The 13,938-nt window shown below is 66.8% G+C and carries 13 protein-coding genes; 7 read left to right on the top strand and 6 right to left on the bottom strand.

Going from position 1 to position 13,938, the window contains the following annotated elements; genetic code table 11:
* Positions 1 to 77 precede the first annotated feature (77 nt).
* Entirely contained in the window at positions 78 to 1,718 is a 1,641-nt protein-coding gene (hcp, locus tag ACTJKY_RS14285) for a hydroxylamine reductase (RefSeq protein ID WP_440846787.1), read from the bottom strand.
* 129 nt (positions 1,719 to 1,847) lie between these two features.
* On the opposite strand from hcp, the gene ACTJKY_RS14280 reads away from it, so the two are divergent.
* On the top strand, positions 1,848 to 2,267 hold the full coding sequence (locus ACTJKY_RS14280; protein WP_440846786.1) for an RrF2 family transcriptional regulator: 420 nt from the start codon (positions 1,848 to 1,850) through the stop codon (positions 2,265 to 2,267).
* Between the two features lie 3 nt (positions 2,268 to 2,270).
* Here the strand turns inward: ACTJKY_RS14280 and ACTJKY_RS14275 are convergent, their stop codons facing one another.
* The 3 genes from ACTJKY_RS14275 to ACTJKY_RS14265 form a co-directional block, all read right to left on the bottom strand.
* Positions 2,271 to 2,993: a 2OG-Fe(II) oxygenase gene (locus ACTJKY_RS14275; protein ID WP_440846785.1), complete on the bottom strand. Its 723-nt coding sequence runs from the start codon at positions 2,991 to 2,993 to the stop codon at positions 2,271 to 2,273.
* Between the two features lie 74 nt (positions 2,994 to 3,067).
* The gene (locus ACTJKY_RS14270) at positions 3,068 to 3,964 is read right to left on the bottom strand and encodes an RcnB family protein (protein WP_440846784.1); all 897 of its coding nucleotides are present in this window, start codon (positions 3,962 to 3,964) and stop codon (positions 3,068 to 3,070) included.
* A gap of 107 nt (positions 3,965 to 4,071) precedes the next feature.
* Positions 4,072 to 4,545, bottom strand: coding sequence for a (2Fe-2S)-binding protein (locus tag ACTJKY_RS14265; RefSeq protein WP_440846783.1), 474 nt, complete (start codon positions 4,543 to 4,545; stop codon positions 4,072 to 4,074).
* Between the two features lie 78 nt (positions 4,546 to 4,623).
* On the opposite strand from ACTJKY_RS14265, the gene ACTJKY_RS14260 reads away from it, so the two are divergent.
* Positions 4,624 to 5,424 carry a DODA-type extradiol aromatic ring-opening family dioxygenase gene (locus ACTJKY_RS14260; protein ID WP_440846782.1) on the top strand — a complete coding sequence of 267 codons (801 nt, stop codon included), beginning with the start codon at positions 4,624 to 4,626 and terminating at the stop codon, positions 5,422 to 5,424.
* On the opposite strand, the gene ACTJKY_RS14255 is transcribed toward ACTJKY_RS14260, so the two are convergent.
* A complete protein-coding gene (locus ACTJKY_RS14255; RefSeq protein WP_440846781.1) occupies positions 5,421 to 6,182 on the bottom strand; it encodes a class II aldolase/adducin family protein in 762 nt (253 codons plus the stop codon). The genes ACTJKY_RS14260 and ACTJKY_RS14255 overlap by 4 nt on opposite strands.
* Before the next feature lie 65 nt (positions 6,183 to 6,247).
* On the bottom strand, positions 6,248 to 7,675 hold the full coding sequence (locus ACTJKY_RS14250) for a helix-turn-helix domain-containing protein (RefSeq protein ID WP_440846780.1): 1,428 nt from the start codon (positions 7,673 to 7,675) through the stop codon (positions 6,248 to 6,250).
* Positions 7,676 to 7,778: 103 nt separating this feature from the next.
* On the opposite strand from ACTJKY_RS14250, the gene ACTJKY_RS14245 reads away from it, so the two are divergent.
* Genes ACTJKY_RS14245 through bioB form a run of 5 tightly spaced genes read left to right on the top strand, consistent with a single transcriptional unit; the run spans position 7,779 to position 13,831 of the window.
* Complete coding sequence (locus tag ACTJKY_RS14245) at positions 7,779 to 9,305, top strand: acyl-CoA carboxylase subunit beta (protein WP_440846779.1); 1,527 nt, start codon at positions 7,779 to 7,781, stop codon at positions 9,303 to 9,305.
* 23 nt (positions 9,306 to 9,328) lie between these two features.
* Positions 9,329 to 9,754: a methylmalonyl-CoA epimerase gene (gene mce, locus ACTJKY_RS14240; protein WP_440846778.1), complete on the top strand. Its 426-nt coding sequence runs from the start codon at positions 9,329 to 9,331 to the stop codon at positions 9,752 to 9,754.
* On the top strand, positions 9,751 to 11,889 hold the full coding sequence (scpA, locus tag ACTJKY_RS14235) for a methylmalonyl-CoA mutase (protein ID WP_440846777.1): 2,139 nt from the start codon (positions 9,751 to 9,753) through the stop codon (positions 11,887 to 11,889). Before mce ends, scpA begins: the two co-directional genes overlap by 4 nt.
* Positions 11,886 to 12,827, top strand: coding sequence for a heme-dependent oxidative N-demethylase family protein (locus tag ACTJKY_RS14230; protein WP_440846776.1), 942 nt, complete (start codon positions 11,886 to 11,888; stop codon positions 12,825 to 12,827). The genes scpA and ACTJKY_RS14230 overlap by 4 nt, the downstream gene beginning before the upstream one ends.
* Entirely contained in the window at positions 12,824 to 13,831 is a 1,008-nt protein-coding gene (gene bioB / locus ACTJKY_RS14225; protein WP_440846775.1) for a biotin synthase BioB, read from the top strand. The genes ACTJKY_RS14230 and bioB overlap by 4 nt, the downstream gene beginning before the upstream one ends.
* The last annotated feature ends 107 nt before the right edge of the window (positions 13,832 to 13,938 follow it).

The raw sequence follows: 13,938 nt of genomic DNA, 5'->3' as shown, positions 1-13,938 counted from the left end.
ATGTGGCTGGGGGGTGGCCGATTGTCGAGGGGCATGGGCCGATTCCCCGCCCGGCGCGCCGGGCGGGGCCGGGTCGCTCAGGCTGCCTCGAGCATGTGCGCGAGGTCGGTCGCGGCATCGCCCGTGGGGCGGATGTCGAACTTGTCGACCAGGATGCCGAGCACCTCGGGCGTGAGGAACTGCGGCAGCGTCGGCCCCAGATGGATGCGGCGAAGGCCGAGATGCAGCATAGTCAGCAGCACCGCGGTCGCCTTTTGCTCGAACCAGCTGATCGCATAATGGAGCGGCAGATCGTTGACGCCGACGTTCAGCGCCTCGGCGACCGCGGTGGCTATGCGGATCGCCGAATAGGCGTCGTTGCACTGGCCGATGTCGAGCACCCGCGGGATGCCGTTGATCGTGCCGAGATCCTCGCGGTTGAAGCGGAATTTGCCGCAGCCGAGGGTGAGGACCAGGCTGTCCTTGGGCGTCGCCATGGCGAGGTCGTGGAAATAGTTGCGCCCCGGCCGCGCGCCGTCGCAGCCGCCGATCAGGAACAGGTTCTTCACCTCGCCGTTGCCGATCATGCCGAGCAGCGTGTCGGCGACCCCCATCACCGTGTTGCGGCCGAAGCCGATGGTGATCGTCTGCTCGGGCGCGTCCTCGGCGAAGCCGGGCTGGGCGAGCGCACAGGCGATGGCGGGCGCGAAGTCATGGTCCACCAGATGCGGCAAGCCGTTCCAGCCGACCGGACCGGCGGTAAAGATGCGGCCGCCATAGCCCTTGAGGTTGGGGTTGATCAGGCAGTTGGAGGTCATCACGATTGCGCCGCGGAAGGCGTCGAAATCCTTCTGCTGGTCCTGCCAGGCGCCGCCGTAATTGCCGGCGAGATGTGCGTACTTCTTCAAGCCAGGATAGGCGTTTGCCGGTAGAAGCTCACCATGGGTGTAAACCCGGATGCCGGTGCCTTCAGTCTGCTGGAGGATCGCCTCCAGATCCCCCATGTCGTGACCGGAGACGAGCAGGCACTTGCCGGCCTTGGGCGTCATGCGCACCACCGTCGGCTCCGGGTGCCCGAAGCGGCCGGTATTGGCGGCGTCGAGCAGTTCCATCACCTTGAGGTTGAGCGCACCGATCGCGAGTGCATGGCCGAGCAGCGCGTCGACATCGGTGGGATCGGTCGCGAGGAACGCGGCGATGCGGTGGAACTCGGCGCTGATCGCATCCTCCTCGAAGCCGAGCACGCGGGCATGCTCACCATAGGCGGCAGTGCCCTTCAGGCCGTAGAGGATCAGGTTGCGCAGGCCGACGATGCTGGGCCCGTCGCAGTCCAGGAAGCGCTGGATCGCGGCGAAAGGTGCCGCGGCGGCGAGTTCGGACGGCGTAGTGCCGGGGCTCCACAGCGCAGGCTCGGGGAGCGAGGAGAGATCGGCGTCTGCGGTCTCGGCAAGCAGCCGCGCCCGCTGGCGCATCGAGAGCGCGCGGGCGATCAGCGGCACGAAGCGCGTGTCGTCGAAATTGACGTTGGTGAGCGTGGTGAACCAGGCGTGCGGCGTGAACGCATCCACCACGGCATCGCGCGCGCCCTTGGCGGCGGCACGATCGGCGTAGACGGACACGCCCTGCATCACCCGCAACAACACGTCCTGCAGCTCCGCCACCTGCGCGGTCTTGCCGCAGGAGCCCATCTTGGCAGCACAGCCACCCTTGTTCGATTGTTCGCACTGGACGCAGTACATCGCCGGTCTCCGATAAAGCTGAATATCAAATCCAGTTATTCGAGGCCCGGCGCCGTCACTTTGACACTTGTCAAACCTACGTAGTCTTCCGCATGCATCTGCAGGGCTCGCCAGCTAAGAAGATGTTGCATGCAATTGACCCGCCACAGTGATTACGCGCTGCGTCTGCTGATCCATTTGGGCAGTAGCGGGGAAGGGCGCGTCTCGATCGCGTCGGTGGCGGAAGAGCAGGATATCTCGGCCACGCATCTGATGAAGATCGCCAATGGCCTAGCCCATGCCGGCTATATCGAGGCGGTGCGTGGCCGCGGCGGTGGGATCCGGCTGGCGCGCGATCCGGCGGAGATCAACATCGGCGCGGTGCTCGACGTGACCGAGCCACGCTGCGCCATGGTCGACTGTACCGGCTGCCGGCTGGTCCGGGGCTGCAACCTGCCGGGCGTGCTCGCCGAGGCCCGGCGCGCGTTCATGGACGTGCTGCGGCGCTATACGCTAGCGGACGTGCTGCGCGGGCGCGCGGGCCAGCTCTGGCCGCCGCGCGCCGCCTGAGGCTCAGTCGGCGTCGACCACGCCCGAGCGATAGGTCTGGATCGGCGCCTTGATCCAGGCCTGCTCGCGAAACCATTTTGTGATGATGTACTTGGTGCCCTCGACCACGCGCATGCCCTCGTGCAGCGTGTCGTAATTCGGGCTGCCGTCGGCGAGCATGTTGTTCCACATCACCAGCAGGCCCCGCTTGGGCTTGAAGCGAATGCCGGCGCGCGGAAACCAGGTGGCGCCGCCTTCCTCGACGGTGTTGAGATAGGCCATCGCGGTCCAGGTGCGTTGGCCGCCGGTCTCCACCATCTTGTCCCAATAGCCGCTGTCTTCGTGAAAATAGTCGCAATGCGCGCGGAACTGCTGGTTGGGTGCATAGCGCTGGCCCTGCATCGTCTCGGCATTCTCGACCGGGATGCCGAGCAGGTCCGCGATGCGATTGTCGATCGCCAGCACGTCGGGCGACCAGCGATACAGATCCGAGCTGTGGCTGGTGCGATAATCGGGATCGTCGGTGGCGGCGAGCAGCGTCGAGGGGCGCGCATTGCTGTCAATCAGCGCCATCAGCATGTCGCACTCGGCGTCGCTGAAGAAATCGGGATAGGTATAGACCTGCGCCAGCTCTACCTTGGCGCGGCGCACGTTCGGGTTGGCGTCCAGCCGTGCTGCGACCTCGCGGCCGATCCTTGCCCGTTCGGGGGAGGGCGATCCCTTGCTGTTGGGGTTGGTCTTGCTCACGGCAAACCTCTTTGCCGCGCCTTCGGGGGATTGCAAGCGGAAGGGGCCGGCATGGCTGCCGACCCCCGTCTCGCTCACCAGAAGATGCCGTAGATCACGTCGACCACTTCGCCGGTATCGACGTCCACCAGCAGCGCGTCGTCATAATAGCGAACCCAGCGATACGGGCCCCACACATCGGGCAAGCGATAGGAATAGGGATCGCTGATCCAATATTGCTGCGAAAACAGGAAGGTGTCGAGCCGATACCCGATCGAAAAGCGACGATAGCCGTAGCTCCAGCGTGCCGGCGGATAATAGCGCGGCAGGCGGTAGAGGCTGCGGTTATAGTCGCGATAGGAGCGCCAGTCGTAGCGATGGTCGTTGCGCCAGCCATTGTTCCAGATGCCGCCGTTGCCGCGCCAGCGGTCGGCGCGATCCCAGTCGCGACGATCGTTCCAGCCGCGATAGCCGTCGCGGCGGCCCCAGTCGCGGGTGCCGTTCCACTGCGGGCGGCCACGATCGTCCCAGCGGCGATCCTGCCAGGCCTGCGGGTTGCGGTTCTGCCAGTCCGGACGCGGCCCACCGCGCCAGTCGCGCTGCGGCTGCACCGGGGTCGGCGCCCCCTGCGGTTGCTGGAAGGCAGGACGCGGTTGCCCGTCGGGGCGGCGCCAGTCGCCGCGATCCATGGCTTGCGGCGCCCCCTGCGGTCGCATCCAGCCCGGGTTGCCCTGTGGGCGCTGCCAGTTGCCGCCGTTCTGCGGCTGACCCTGGGGGTGCTGCCAATTGCCACGATCCTGCGGCTGGGGCTGTGCCTGGGGCTGACCCTGGGGGCGCTGCCAGCCCTGGCCACCCTGGCCGCCCTGCGGACGGAAGTTGTCGGGGCGCATCCAGCCCCCATTGCCGCGATGCTCACCGCGCTCCTGCGCGATGGCGGCGGCAGGGATCAGCGCGGTCGCGGCGGCGATAGCCGCCCACAGCATCCTCTTCATCGAACCAATCTCCCGTGGCATCGGCGAAGTCGCCGTGCCGATACTGCCTTGATACGCGCGCGCGGCTGAGCCGGTTCTGAATTGGCTTGTCAGCAGATTGAAAGCTTTCAAGCGTCTTCCGCCGGGTCTCCGCGGGCAATCCGTGCAGCATCGCGGATCGCCTCGACGAGCCGCGGATAGATGCCGCAGCGGCAGATATTGGGAATGCCCTGGCGAACGTCTTCCTCCGAAGGATTGCGATTGGTGCGGATCAGTACCGATGCCGCCATCACCATCCCGGGAATACAATAGCCGCACTGGACGAGATTTGCGGCGAGAAAGGCCTGCTGCACCGGATGGCTGCGATCGGGGGACAGCCCCTCGATGGTGGTGACGAAGGTGCCCTCGATCGCGCCGATCGTCTCGCGGCAGGCGAGCCGCGCCGCGCCGTCGATATCGACCGTGCAGGCGCCACAATCGCCCGTGCCGCAGCCATATTTGGTGCCGGTGAGGTTGGAGGCGTCGCGCAGGGCCCACAGTAGGGGCGTCTGCGGATCCATGTCGTACTGGACCGGCTGATTGTTGACGGTGAACCGAGTCATGGCCGCAACCCTAGCGGGAAACGACGGGTTTCCGAAACCGGCATTGTGGATGCCAGCGGCGCGGGCGACATTCTGCCCATGACCTTACCCGCACTCTTCATCCCCCATGGCGGCGGCCCGTGCTTCTTCATGGACCCGAACGGCGGCCAGCCCGATCCGATGTGGCGGCCGATGCAGGCCTATCTCGCCGGGCTGATCGACAGCTTGCCCGAACGGCCGCGCGCGATCCTGCTCGTGTCCGGCCACTGGGAGGAGCGCGACGTTACCGTGCATGTCGGGGACGGCCAGCCGCTGTTGTTCGACTATTATGGCTTCCCCGAGCATACCTACCGGCTGCGCTGGCATGCACCCGGCGCGCCCGAGATGGCGCTCAGGGCCAAGGCGCTGCTCGAAGACGCCGGCTTCCCGACGGGCGTCGAGCGCGAGCGCGGCTGGGACCACGGCGTGTTCATTCCGATGAAGGTCGCGGTGCCGGATGCCGACATCCCGCTCGTGCAAGTGTCGCTGCGGGCGGACCTCGATCCCGCCGCCCATGTCGCGATCGGCAAGGCGCTGGCGCCGTTGCGCAACGAAGGCGTGCTGATCGTCGGCTCGGGCATGAGCTTCCACAATCTGCGCGTCCGCGGCCCGCAGGCGACGCCCTATGCCGACGCGTGGGACGACGCGCTGGTCGAGGCCGCGACCGATCCCGATCCCGCGCGCCGCGAAGCGCGGATCATCGCCTGGCGGGACCTGCCCTATGCCGCGTTCGCCCATCCGCGCGAGGAGCATCTCCTGCCGCTGATGGTTGCGCTCGGGGCGGGCCACGAAGGGCCTGCCGTCTGCGACTATCGCGACCATGTGCTCGGCTGGGCGGTGAGCGGGTTCCGTTTCGGCTAATCTCGCCAGCTGCGGTCGATCCGGTCGACCAGCCGCACCATCGCTGCGAAGTCCGCCGCGCCCGGGCCACCGGGCACCTGCGCCATATGGACGTCGCGCTGGTGGACGGCGACCACCTCGGGCGCAATCTCGATCGGCTGCCCCATGCTCATCGTCGCGACCTGGATTTCGCAGGCGCGCTGGAGCGCCCAGTGCTTGACGAAGGCCTCGGGCAAGGTGCGACCCATGGCGAGGATGCCGTGGTTGCGCAGCAGCATCACGCGCTTGTCGCCGAGATGGGCGAGCAGCCGCTCGCCTTCCTCGCCGCGGACGGTGACGCCTTCGAAATCATGGTAGGCGATCTGGCCGATGAAGTTGCACGCGTAGAAATTGGTCGGCCGCAGCCCGCCCTCCAGCGACGCGACCGCCATGCCGGCGGTAGTGTGGCTGTGCATGATGCAATGCGCGTCGGGCAGGTGCCGGTGGAACAGCGCATGCTGCACGAAGCCGGCGCGGTTCACCGGATAGGGCGAATCGTCGAGCTTGTTGCCGTCGATGTCGATCTTGACGAGGTTGGAGGCCTTCACCTCGCTGAAGTGCAGCCCGAACGGGTTGATCAGGAAGGCACCGTCCTGATCGGGCAGCTTCACCGTGATGTGGTTGTAGATCATCTCGGACCAGCCGAGCATGTCGAACACGCGGTAGCAGGCGGCGAGCTGCTGGCGCGCCTCCCACTCGGCGTCGCTGACCTGGGGCGTAGGGGCGAGCGCGGTTGCCATGGCACCTCTCCAAATTCTATTTTTGAGCTTTGGGTATGCCATGAAGCGGGCGAGGCCCGCAAGCGTCAGCGGAAGCCGTAGGGTACCGCGCGGCGGCGATCCGGGTCGATCTCGATCACCGATCCGGCGGGCGGAAAGGCGCGCTGGTCGCAGTCGAGGCGGGGGCAGATTCGGCAGGAGGCGCCGATCGGCGTGGCAGCACCACCGGTGCGCAGCGCGTCGGCATAGACGAAGTCCGCCGCATGCGCCTCCTCGCAGCCCAGCGCGACCGCATAGCGGCGCGGCGGTCGGGTGAAGCTGCCCGAGGGCTTCACCAGCCCCTTGGCCATCGAGACATAGCGGGTGCCGTCCGGCATCTCGGCGAGCTGGACCAGGATGCGGTCCGGGATCGCCACCGCCTCATGGACGATCCACAAGGGGCACGCACCGCCCAGCGCCGCGAACTGCAGCCGCGTGGCCGAATGTCGCTTGGTGATGTTGCCCGCCATGTCGACGCGGCAGAAGAACACCGGCAGCCCCTGCGCGCCGGGCCGCTGCAGCGTCGAGAGCCGATGACACGCCTGCTCGAAGCTCACCGCGAAGCGCTGGCGGAGGCGATCGATGTCGTGGCGGACTTCATAGGCGGCGGCGCGGAAGCGGCCATAGGGCATCAGCAGCGCCCCCGCGGCATAGTTGGCAAGGCCGACGCTCAGCAGCTCGCGCGCGGCTGGTGAAGCGAGGCCCGCGCGATCGATCACCAGCCGCATCTCGTTGGCGAACTCGTAGCGGACCAGCCGGTGCGCAAGCAGGAAGGCCCGGCTTTCCGGAGGCAGGGCGTGGTTGAGCGCCAGCGTCCGCGCACCCTCATCGAAGCGGCTGAGCTCGCTCCCGTCACCCTGCGCCCCGATCACGCGGACACCGTGCCACAGCCGCAGCCGATCCTCGAAGGCGCGCACCACATTGTCGTCATCGAGCGCGAGGGCGTCAGCGAGCAACTCCGCCGAGCGATCGATCGCGTCGATGTAATTGCCCTCGGCCTGGAACCAGTCGCGCACCTCTTCCCAGGGCAGCGGTGCAGCGTCGCCCGAGCCGGTATCGAACCGGTCGTCGAGCACGCGCAGCTGCTCCTGGCTGCGCCGATAGGCGTCGTGCAGCGCCACCATCCGGCGAGCGAGCAGCGGCTGTTGCTCGATGCCGCGGCGGATATCGGCTTCGTCGATCCGGTCGGCGGGCACGCTGCTGTCGGTCGCGGCGTCGATCGCACGGAGCAGCGCAGCGGTGCCGCCCTCGCCGTTGATCTCGGCGGCCTCGACCGGGAATTCGCGGGCGAGCGCCAGCAATACGCCGTCGGTAATCGGCCGATCGTTGTTCTCGATCTGCGAGAGGTACGAAACCGAGATGCCGAGCCGCTGGGCCATGGCGGCCTGGGGAATGTTCAGGCGGCGGCGCAACTCGCGCAGGCGAAAGCCCTCGAACAGGCGGCGACGGGGCAGGGGCGGAACGGTGCAGGCCATGGCTGCGCATAGTATGCAAACTCTACCCCTGCAACTTTGCAACATTGCATTTGCGAAGCCGGCATGGCCCGGTGCACAAGCCGCGTCCACGGAGAGAATGCCGATGTCGTCGACGATCGAGGAACTGGAACGCCGTCGTGCCGCTGCCCGTCTGGGCGGCGGCCAGAAGCGGATCGACGCACAGCATGCCAAAGGAAAGTTGACCGCCCGCGAGCGGCTCGAGGTGCTGCTCGATCAGGGCAGCTTCGAGGAGCTCGACATGTATGTCGAGCACAACTGCACCGATTTCGGGATGGAGACCCAAGTGATCCCCGGCGACGGCGTGGTCACCGGCTCGGGCACGATCAACGGTCGCCTGGTCTTCGTGTTCAGCCAGGATTTTACCGTGTTCGGCGGCTCGCTTTCGGAGCGGCACGCGCAGAAGATCTGCAAGATCATGGACATGGCGATGAAGGTCGGCGCGCCGGTGATCGGCCTCAACGACAGCGGCGGCGCGCGCATCCAGGAGGGTGTCGCCTCGCTCGGCGGCTATGCCGAGGTGTTCCAGCGCAACGTGCTGGCTTCGGGCGTGGTGCCCCAGCTCAGCCTGATCCTGGGTCCCTGCGCCGGCGGCGCGGTCTATAGCCCCGCAATGACCGACTTCATCTTCATGGTGAAGGATTCGTCCTACATGTTCGTCACCGGCCCGGATGTAGTGAAGACCGTTACCAACGAGATCGTCACGCAGGAGGAACTGGGTGGAGCGGTGACGCATACCACGAAGTCGGGGGTCGCTGACGTGGCCTTCGAGAACGATATCGAGGCGCTGCTCGCAGCCCGCGACTTCGTGGACTTCCTGCCGGCCTCGAACCGCGAGGCGCCGCCCGAGCGGCCTTGCGACGATCCCTGGGATCGGATCGACGAGAGCCTCGACACGATCATCCCGCCCAGTGCCAACCAGCCCTACGACATGCACGAGCTGATCCGGAAGACGCTCGACGAGGGCGAGTTCTTCGAGCTGCAGCCCGCCCATGCCGGCAACATCCTGATCGGCTTCGGCCGGATCGAGGGGCGCGCGGTGGGCGTGGTGGCGAACCAGCCGATGGTGCTGGCCGGCTGCCTCGACATCAACGCGTCGAAGAAGGCGGCGCGGTTCGTGCGCTTCTGCGACGCGTTCGAGATCCCGATCGTCACCTTCGTCGACGTGCCGGGTTTCCTGCCGGGGGTCGGCCAGGAGCATTCGGGCATCATCAAGCACGGCGCCAAGCTGCTGTTCGCCTATGCCGAGGCGACGGTGCCCAAGATCACGGTGATCACGCGCAAGGCCTATGGCGGTGCCTATGACGTCATGGCGTCGAAGCATCTGCGCGGCGACCTCAACTATGCCTGGCCGACCGCCGAGATCGCGGTGATGGGCGCCAAGGGCGCGGTGGAGATCATCTTCCGGGGCAGGACGCCCGAGGAGATCGCCGAGCGCACCGCGGAATATGAGGCCCGCTTCGCCAACCCGTTCGTGGCGGCGAGCAAGGGGTTCGTCGACGAGGTGATCATGCCGCATTCGACGCGCCGCCGGATCGCGCTGGGGCTCCGCAAGCTGCGCAACAAGCAGCTTGAGAACCCGTGGAAGAAGCACGACAACATCCCGCTGTGATGCGGCACTGATCGAGGACTGCGATGAAACTCGGCCGTCTCAACCATGTCGGCGTTGCGACGCCGTCGATCGAAGCCTCGATCGCCTTCTATCGCGACGTGATGGGCGCGAGCGTTATCCGCGAACCGTTCGAGCTGCCTGCACAGGGCGTGAAGGTGTGTTTCGTCGACACGCCGAACAGCCAAATCGAACTGATCGAACCGCTGGGCGAGGCCTCGCCGATCCATGGCTTCCTCGCCAAGAACCCGGCCGGGGGCCAGCACCACCTCTGCTACGAGGTGCCAGACATTCACGAGGCGAAGGCCTGGTTCGAAGCCAAGGGCTGCAAAGTGCTCGGCGAGCCGCGCATCGGCGCGCATGGCACGCCGATCTTCTTCGTCCATCCCAAAGACATGGGAGGCATCCTGACCGAGATCATGGAAACGCCGCTTGGGGAGCACGCGGCGTGACCAAACCCACGCTCGACCAATGGTCCGCCGCCGCCTCCAAGGAGGTGAAGGACAAGGGTCTCACTTGGGAAACGCCGGAAGGTATTCCGGTCAAGCCACTATATACGCAAGAAGATGTGGCGGGTATCGATCCCGGGCTGCCCGGCTTCGCCCCGTTTACCCGCGGCGTCCGCGCTTCGATGTATGCCGGTCGCCCCTGGACGGTTCGGCAATATGCTGGCTTCTCTACCGCCGAGGAATCGAACGCTTTCTACCGCCGCAATCTCGCCGCGGGGCAGAAGGGGCTCTCGGTCGCCTTCGATCTCGCCACGCACCGCGGTTATGACAGCGATCATCCGCGCGTGGTCGGCGACGTCGGCAAGGCGGGCGTGGCGATCGACAGCGTCGAGGACATGAAGATACTGTTCGACGGCATTCCGCTCGACCAGATGTCGGTTTCGATGACGATGAACGGCGCGGTGATCCCGGTACTCGCCTTCTTCATCGTCGCGGGCGAGGAGCAGGGGGTTCCGCAGGAGAAGCTGGAAGGGACGATCCAGAACGACATCCTCAAGGAGTTCATGGTTCGGAACACCTATATCTACCCGCCTGAACCGAGCATGCGGATCATTTCAGACATTTTCGCCTATACCAGCGCGAAGATGCCGAAATTCAACAGCATTTCGATCTCCGGCTACCACATGCAGGAAGCCGGCGCGACCCAGGTGCAGGAGCTTGCCTTCACCATCGCCGACGGCATGGAATATGTGAAGTACGGCGTCGCCTCGGGGCTGGATATCGACAAGTTCGCCGGCCGTCTGAGCTTCTTCTTCGCAATCGGTATGAACTTCTTCATGGAAGTGGCGAAGCTGCGGGCCGCGCGGGTGCTGTGGCACCGGGTGATGACGCAGCTCGGCGCGCAGGGCGAGCGCTCGAAGATGCTGCGCACCCACTGCCAGACCTCGGGCGTGTCGCTCACCGAGCAGGACCCGTACAACAACGTCATCCGCACCACGATCGAGGCCATGGCGGCGATGCTGGGCGGGACCCAGAGCCTTCATACCAACGCGCTCGACGAGGCGATCGCGCTGCCCACCGACTTCTCCGCCCGCATCGCCCGCAACACCCAGATCGTGCTGCAGGAAGAGACGGGGATGACCAAGGTCGTCGATCCGCTGGGCGGCAGCTATTATGTCGAGAGCCTGACCCAGAGCCTCGTCGACAAGGCCTGGGAGATCATTGAGCGGGTCGAGGCCGAAGGCGGCATGGCCAAGGCGGTCGCGGCCGGCTGGCCCAAGGCGATGATCGAGGAAGCCGCCGCCGCCCGCCAGGCGCGGGTGGATCGCGGCGAGGACGTGATCGTCGGCGTCAACAAGTACCGGCTGCCGAGCGAAGACCTGCTCGAAACGCTCGAGGTGGACAATGCGGCGGTGCGCGAAGGCCAGATCGCGCGCATCCAGCGGGTGAAGGCCGCGCGTAACGAGGTGGCCTGCCGGGCGGCGCTCGATGCGGTGCGCGAGGGCGCCAAGGCCGGGGGCAACCTGCTTGAACTGGCCGTCGTGGCGGCACGTACCCGCGCGACGCTCGGCGAGATCAGCGCGGCAATGGAAGACGTGTTCGGGCGCTACGCCACCCAGCCGACGCCGGTGAAGGGCGTCTATGGCGCGCCCTATGCCGAAGATGCGCGCTGGGCCGAAGTGGTGCGCGGCGTCGAGGCGGTCGAGCGTCGGCTCGGTCGCAAGCCGCGGCTGCTCGTGGCCAAGATGGGGCAGGACGGGCACGATCGCGGCGCCAACGTCATCGCCTCGGCCTTTTCCGACATGGGATTCGAGGTGGTCAGCGGGCCGCTGTTCCAGACGCCCGAGGAGACGGTGGTGCTGGCGCTCGACAGCGGGGTCGACGTGGTCGGCGCCTCAAGCCTCGCGGCGGGGCACAAGACGCTGATCCCGGAATTGATCCGCGGTCTGCGCGAAGCGGGGCGGAGCGACATCAAGGTCATCGCGGGCGGCGTGATCCCGCCGCAGGATTACGAGATGCTGCGCGCGGCCGGGGTGCAGGGCATTTATGGCCCGGGCTCCAACGTGGTGGAGTGCGCGGCGGACGTGCTGCGGCTGCTCGGCCACAACATGCCGCCGCTCGAGGCTGCCGCCGAATGAGCCTGGGCTTTTCCGTTGAGGCGCTGATCCCGCGCGCTCGCGGTGGAGGAGCGCTGCGCATGGGGCTGGTGCGCGTGCCGGAGGCCGCGTGGCTGACGCCGGCGGCGGATCTGACGGCGCGGGCGGCGGTGTTCGCGGCGGAACCGGACTGCGTGCAGGTGCTGCCGGAGGCGGAAGCTGCAGTCGAAGAGGTCGCCAAACTCCTTCCATCCTCCCCTGCAAGGGGAGGTGTCGCGAAGCGACGGAGGGGTGAAGACGCTGAACGCGTGCTGGCGCCGCTCGACCGGGGAAACCCCTCCGTCGGGCCTTCGGCCCGCCACCTCCCCTTGCAGGGGAGGATTGATGCTATCGACGGCCTGCGGTCGGCTGCGAGCCGCGTGTGGGAGGACCTCTGCATCCTCACGCCCGACGCCTCCGGCCAGTATCGCCTCACCGCCGCCGCGCTCGCCTTCCCGACCGACTGGCACCTCACCGAAAAGCTCGGCCACGCGCTCACCCCGATCCATGCCCCCATCCATGGCTATGCCGAGCAGCTCGCCGCGGGCGTCGACCATTTCTTCACGACGCTCCAGCCAGGTCCGATCTTCGGCCGCACCAACTGGTTCGTCGTGGCGAGCGACGCCTGGCGCTACCTGCCGCAGGACGACCCCCAGCTCCGCTTCGCCCATGTGACGGCGGAGAATGCCGGCGCGACCCTGTTCGTCCGCTGCGAGCGCCAGACGCTGCGCCGCCTGCCCCAAAGCGGGGCAGTGCTGTTCACCATCGGCATCCATGTCGAGCCGCTCGATCGGCTGAGCCACGGTGCCGTCACGCGCGTCGCCCAGTCCGTCGCGGGGATCGGCAGCGGCGAGCACGAACGTCGCGCTGCGCCCTTTTACGCCGAGGCACTCACCCGCTATGCCGAGCGGCGTAACCGTTCACCGGAGTTAGTTGCTTGACCCTCGAATCCCCCGTGCGCACCGACTGGACCCGCGACGAAATAGCGGCATTGTTCGACCTGCCGTTCACCGAGCTCGTGTTCCGCGCGGCCGAAGTCCACCGCGCCAACCATCCGGCGAACCAGGTCCAGCGCTCGACGCTGCTCTCGATCAAGACCGGCGGCTGCCCCGAGGATTGCGGCTATTGCAGCCAGTCGGTGTCTGCCGATACCGGCCTCAAGGCGACCAAGCTGATGGATCCGCGCGCGGTGCTGCAGGCGGCGGCGCAGGCCAAGGACCATGGCTCGACCCGCTTCTGCATGGGTGCCGCCTGGCGCAACCCCAAGGATCGCGACATGGGCGCCATCGTCGAGATGGTGAAGGGCGTCCGCGCGATGGGCATGGAAACCTGTATGACGCTGGGTATGCTCACCGACGCGCAGGCCAAGACGCTCGCCGATGCCGGGCTCGATTACTACAACCACAATATCGACACCTCGCCCGAACGCTATGGCGAGGTGATCACCACCCGCAGCTTCGAGGAGCGGCTGGAAACGCTGGAGCATGTCCGCGAGGCCGGTATCAACGTGTGCTGCGGCGGCATCGTCGGCATGGGCGAGACGCGCGGCGACCGGGTGGGCTTCATCCACGCGCTCGCCACGCTGCCGGTGCATCCCGGCAGCGTGCCGGTCAACGCGCTGGTGCCGGTGAAGGGCACCGTGCTCGGCGACATGCTGGCCGATACGCCGCTCGCCAAGATCGACGATATCGAGTTCGTCCGCACCGTGGCGGTGGCGCGGATCACCATGCCGCGCTCGATGGTCCGCCTGTCGGCCGGCCGCGAGAGCATGAGCGACGCGACCCAGGCACTGTGCTTCCTTTCGGGCGCCAATTCGATCTTCACCGGCGACAAGCTGCTGACCGCAGGCAATGCCGGCGATGACAAGGACGCCGCGCTCTTCGCCCGCCTCGGCATCACGCCGATGGCAGCGGAGTGCAAGGTGGAGCTGGAGGCGGCGGAGTGAACTGGCCTCGCAAGTTCGCACTGGGGTTCTTCATTGTCTTGACCTTGTGCTTGCTTGCATATGTACCGCTTCTTTGGGTCTCGATGAACCTCTTGAGCTATCCTTGT

This window comes from Sphingomonas sp. 22176 (assembly GCF_052045505.1).
GTDB lineage: Bacteria > Pseudomonadota > Alphaproteobacteria > Sphingomonadales > Sphingomonadaceae > Sphingomonas.
This window is presented reverse-complemented; position numbering and strand designations above follow the sequence as displayed.

Bases quoted from the DNA above. Each gene is read 5' to 3' on its own strand.
- ACTJKY_RS14250 (WP_440846780.1), bottom strand. From the start codon at position 7,675: ATGGCCTGCACCGTTCCGCCCCTGCCCCGTCGCCGCCTGTTCGAGGGC.
- ACTJKY_RS14245 (WP_440846779.1), top strand. From the start codon at position 7,779: ATGTCGTCGACGATCGAGGAACTGGAACGCCGTCGTGCCGCTGCCCGT.
- ACTJKY_RS14260 (WP_440846782.1), top strand. From the start codon at position 4,624: ATGACCTTACCCGCACTCTTCATCCCCCATGGCGGCGGCCCGTGCTTC.
- ACTJKY_RS14280 (WP_440846786.1), top strand. From the start codon at position 1,848: ATGCAATTGACCCGCCACAGTGATTACGCGCTGCGTCTGCTGATCCAT.
- ACTJKY_RS14255 (WP_440846781.1), bottom strand. From the start codon at position 6,182: ATGGCAACCGCGCTCGCCCCTACGCCCCAGGTCAGCGACGCCGAGTGG.
- mce (WP_440846778.1), top strand. From the start codon at position 9,329: ATGAAACTCGGCCGTCTCAACCATGTCGGCGTTGCGACGCCGTCGATC.
- ACTJKY_RS14265 (WP_440846783.1), bottom strand. From the start codon at position 4,545: ATGACTCGGTTCACCGTCAACAATCAGCCGGTCCAGTACGACATGGAT.
- ACTJKY_RS14230 (WP_440846776.1), top strand. From the start codon at position 11,886: ATGAGCCTGGGCTTTTCCGTTGAGGCGCTGATCCCGCGCGCTCGCGGT.
- hcp (WP_440846787.1), bottom strand. From the start codon at position 1,718: ATGTACTGCGTCCAGTGCGAACAATCGAACAAGGGTGGCTGTGCTGCC.
- ACTJKY_RS14270 (WP_440846784.1), bottom strand. From the start codon at position 3,964: ATGAAGAGGATGCTGTGGGCGGCTATCGCCGCCGCGACCGCGCTGATC.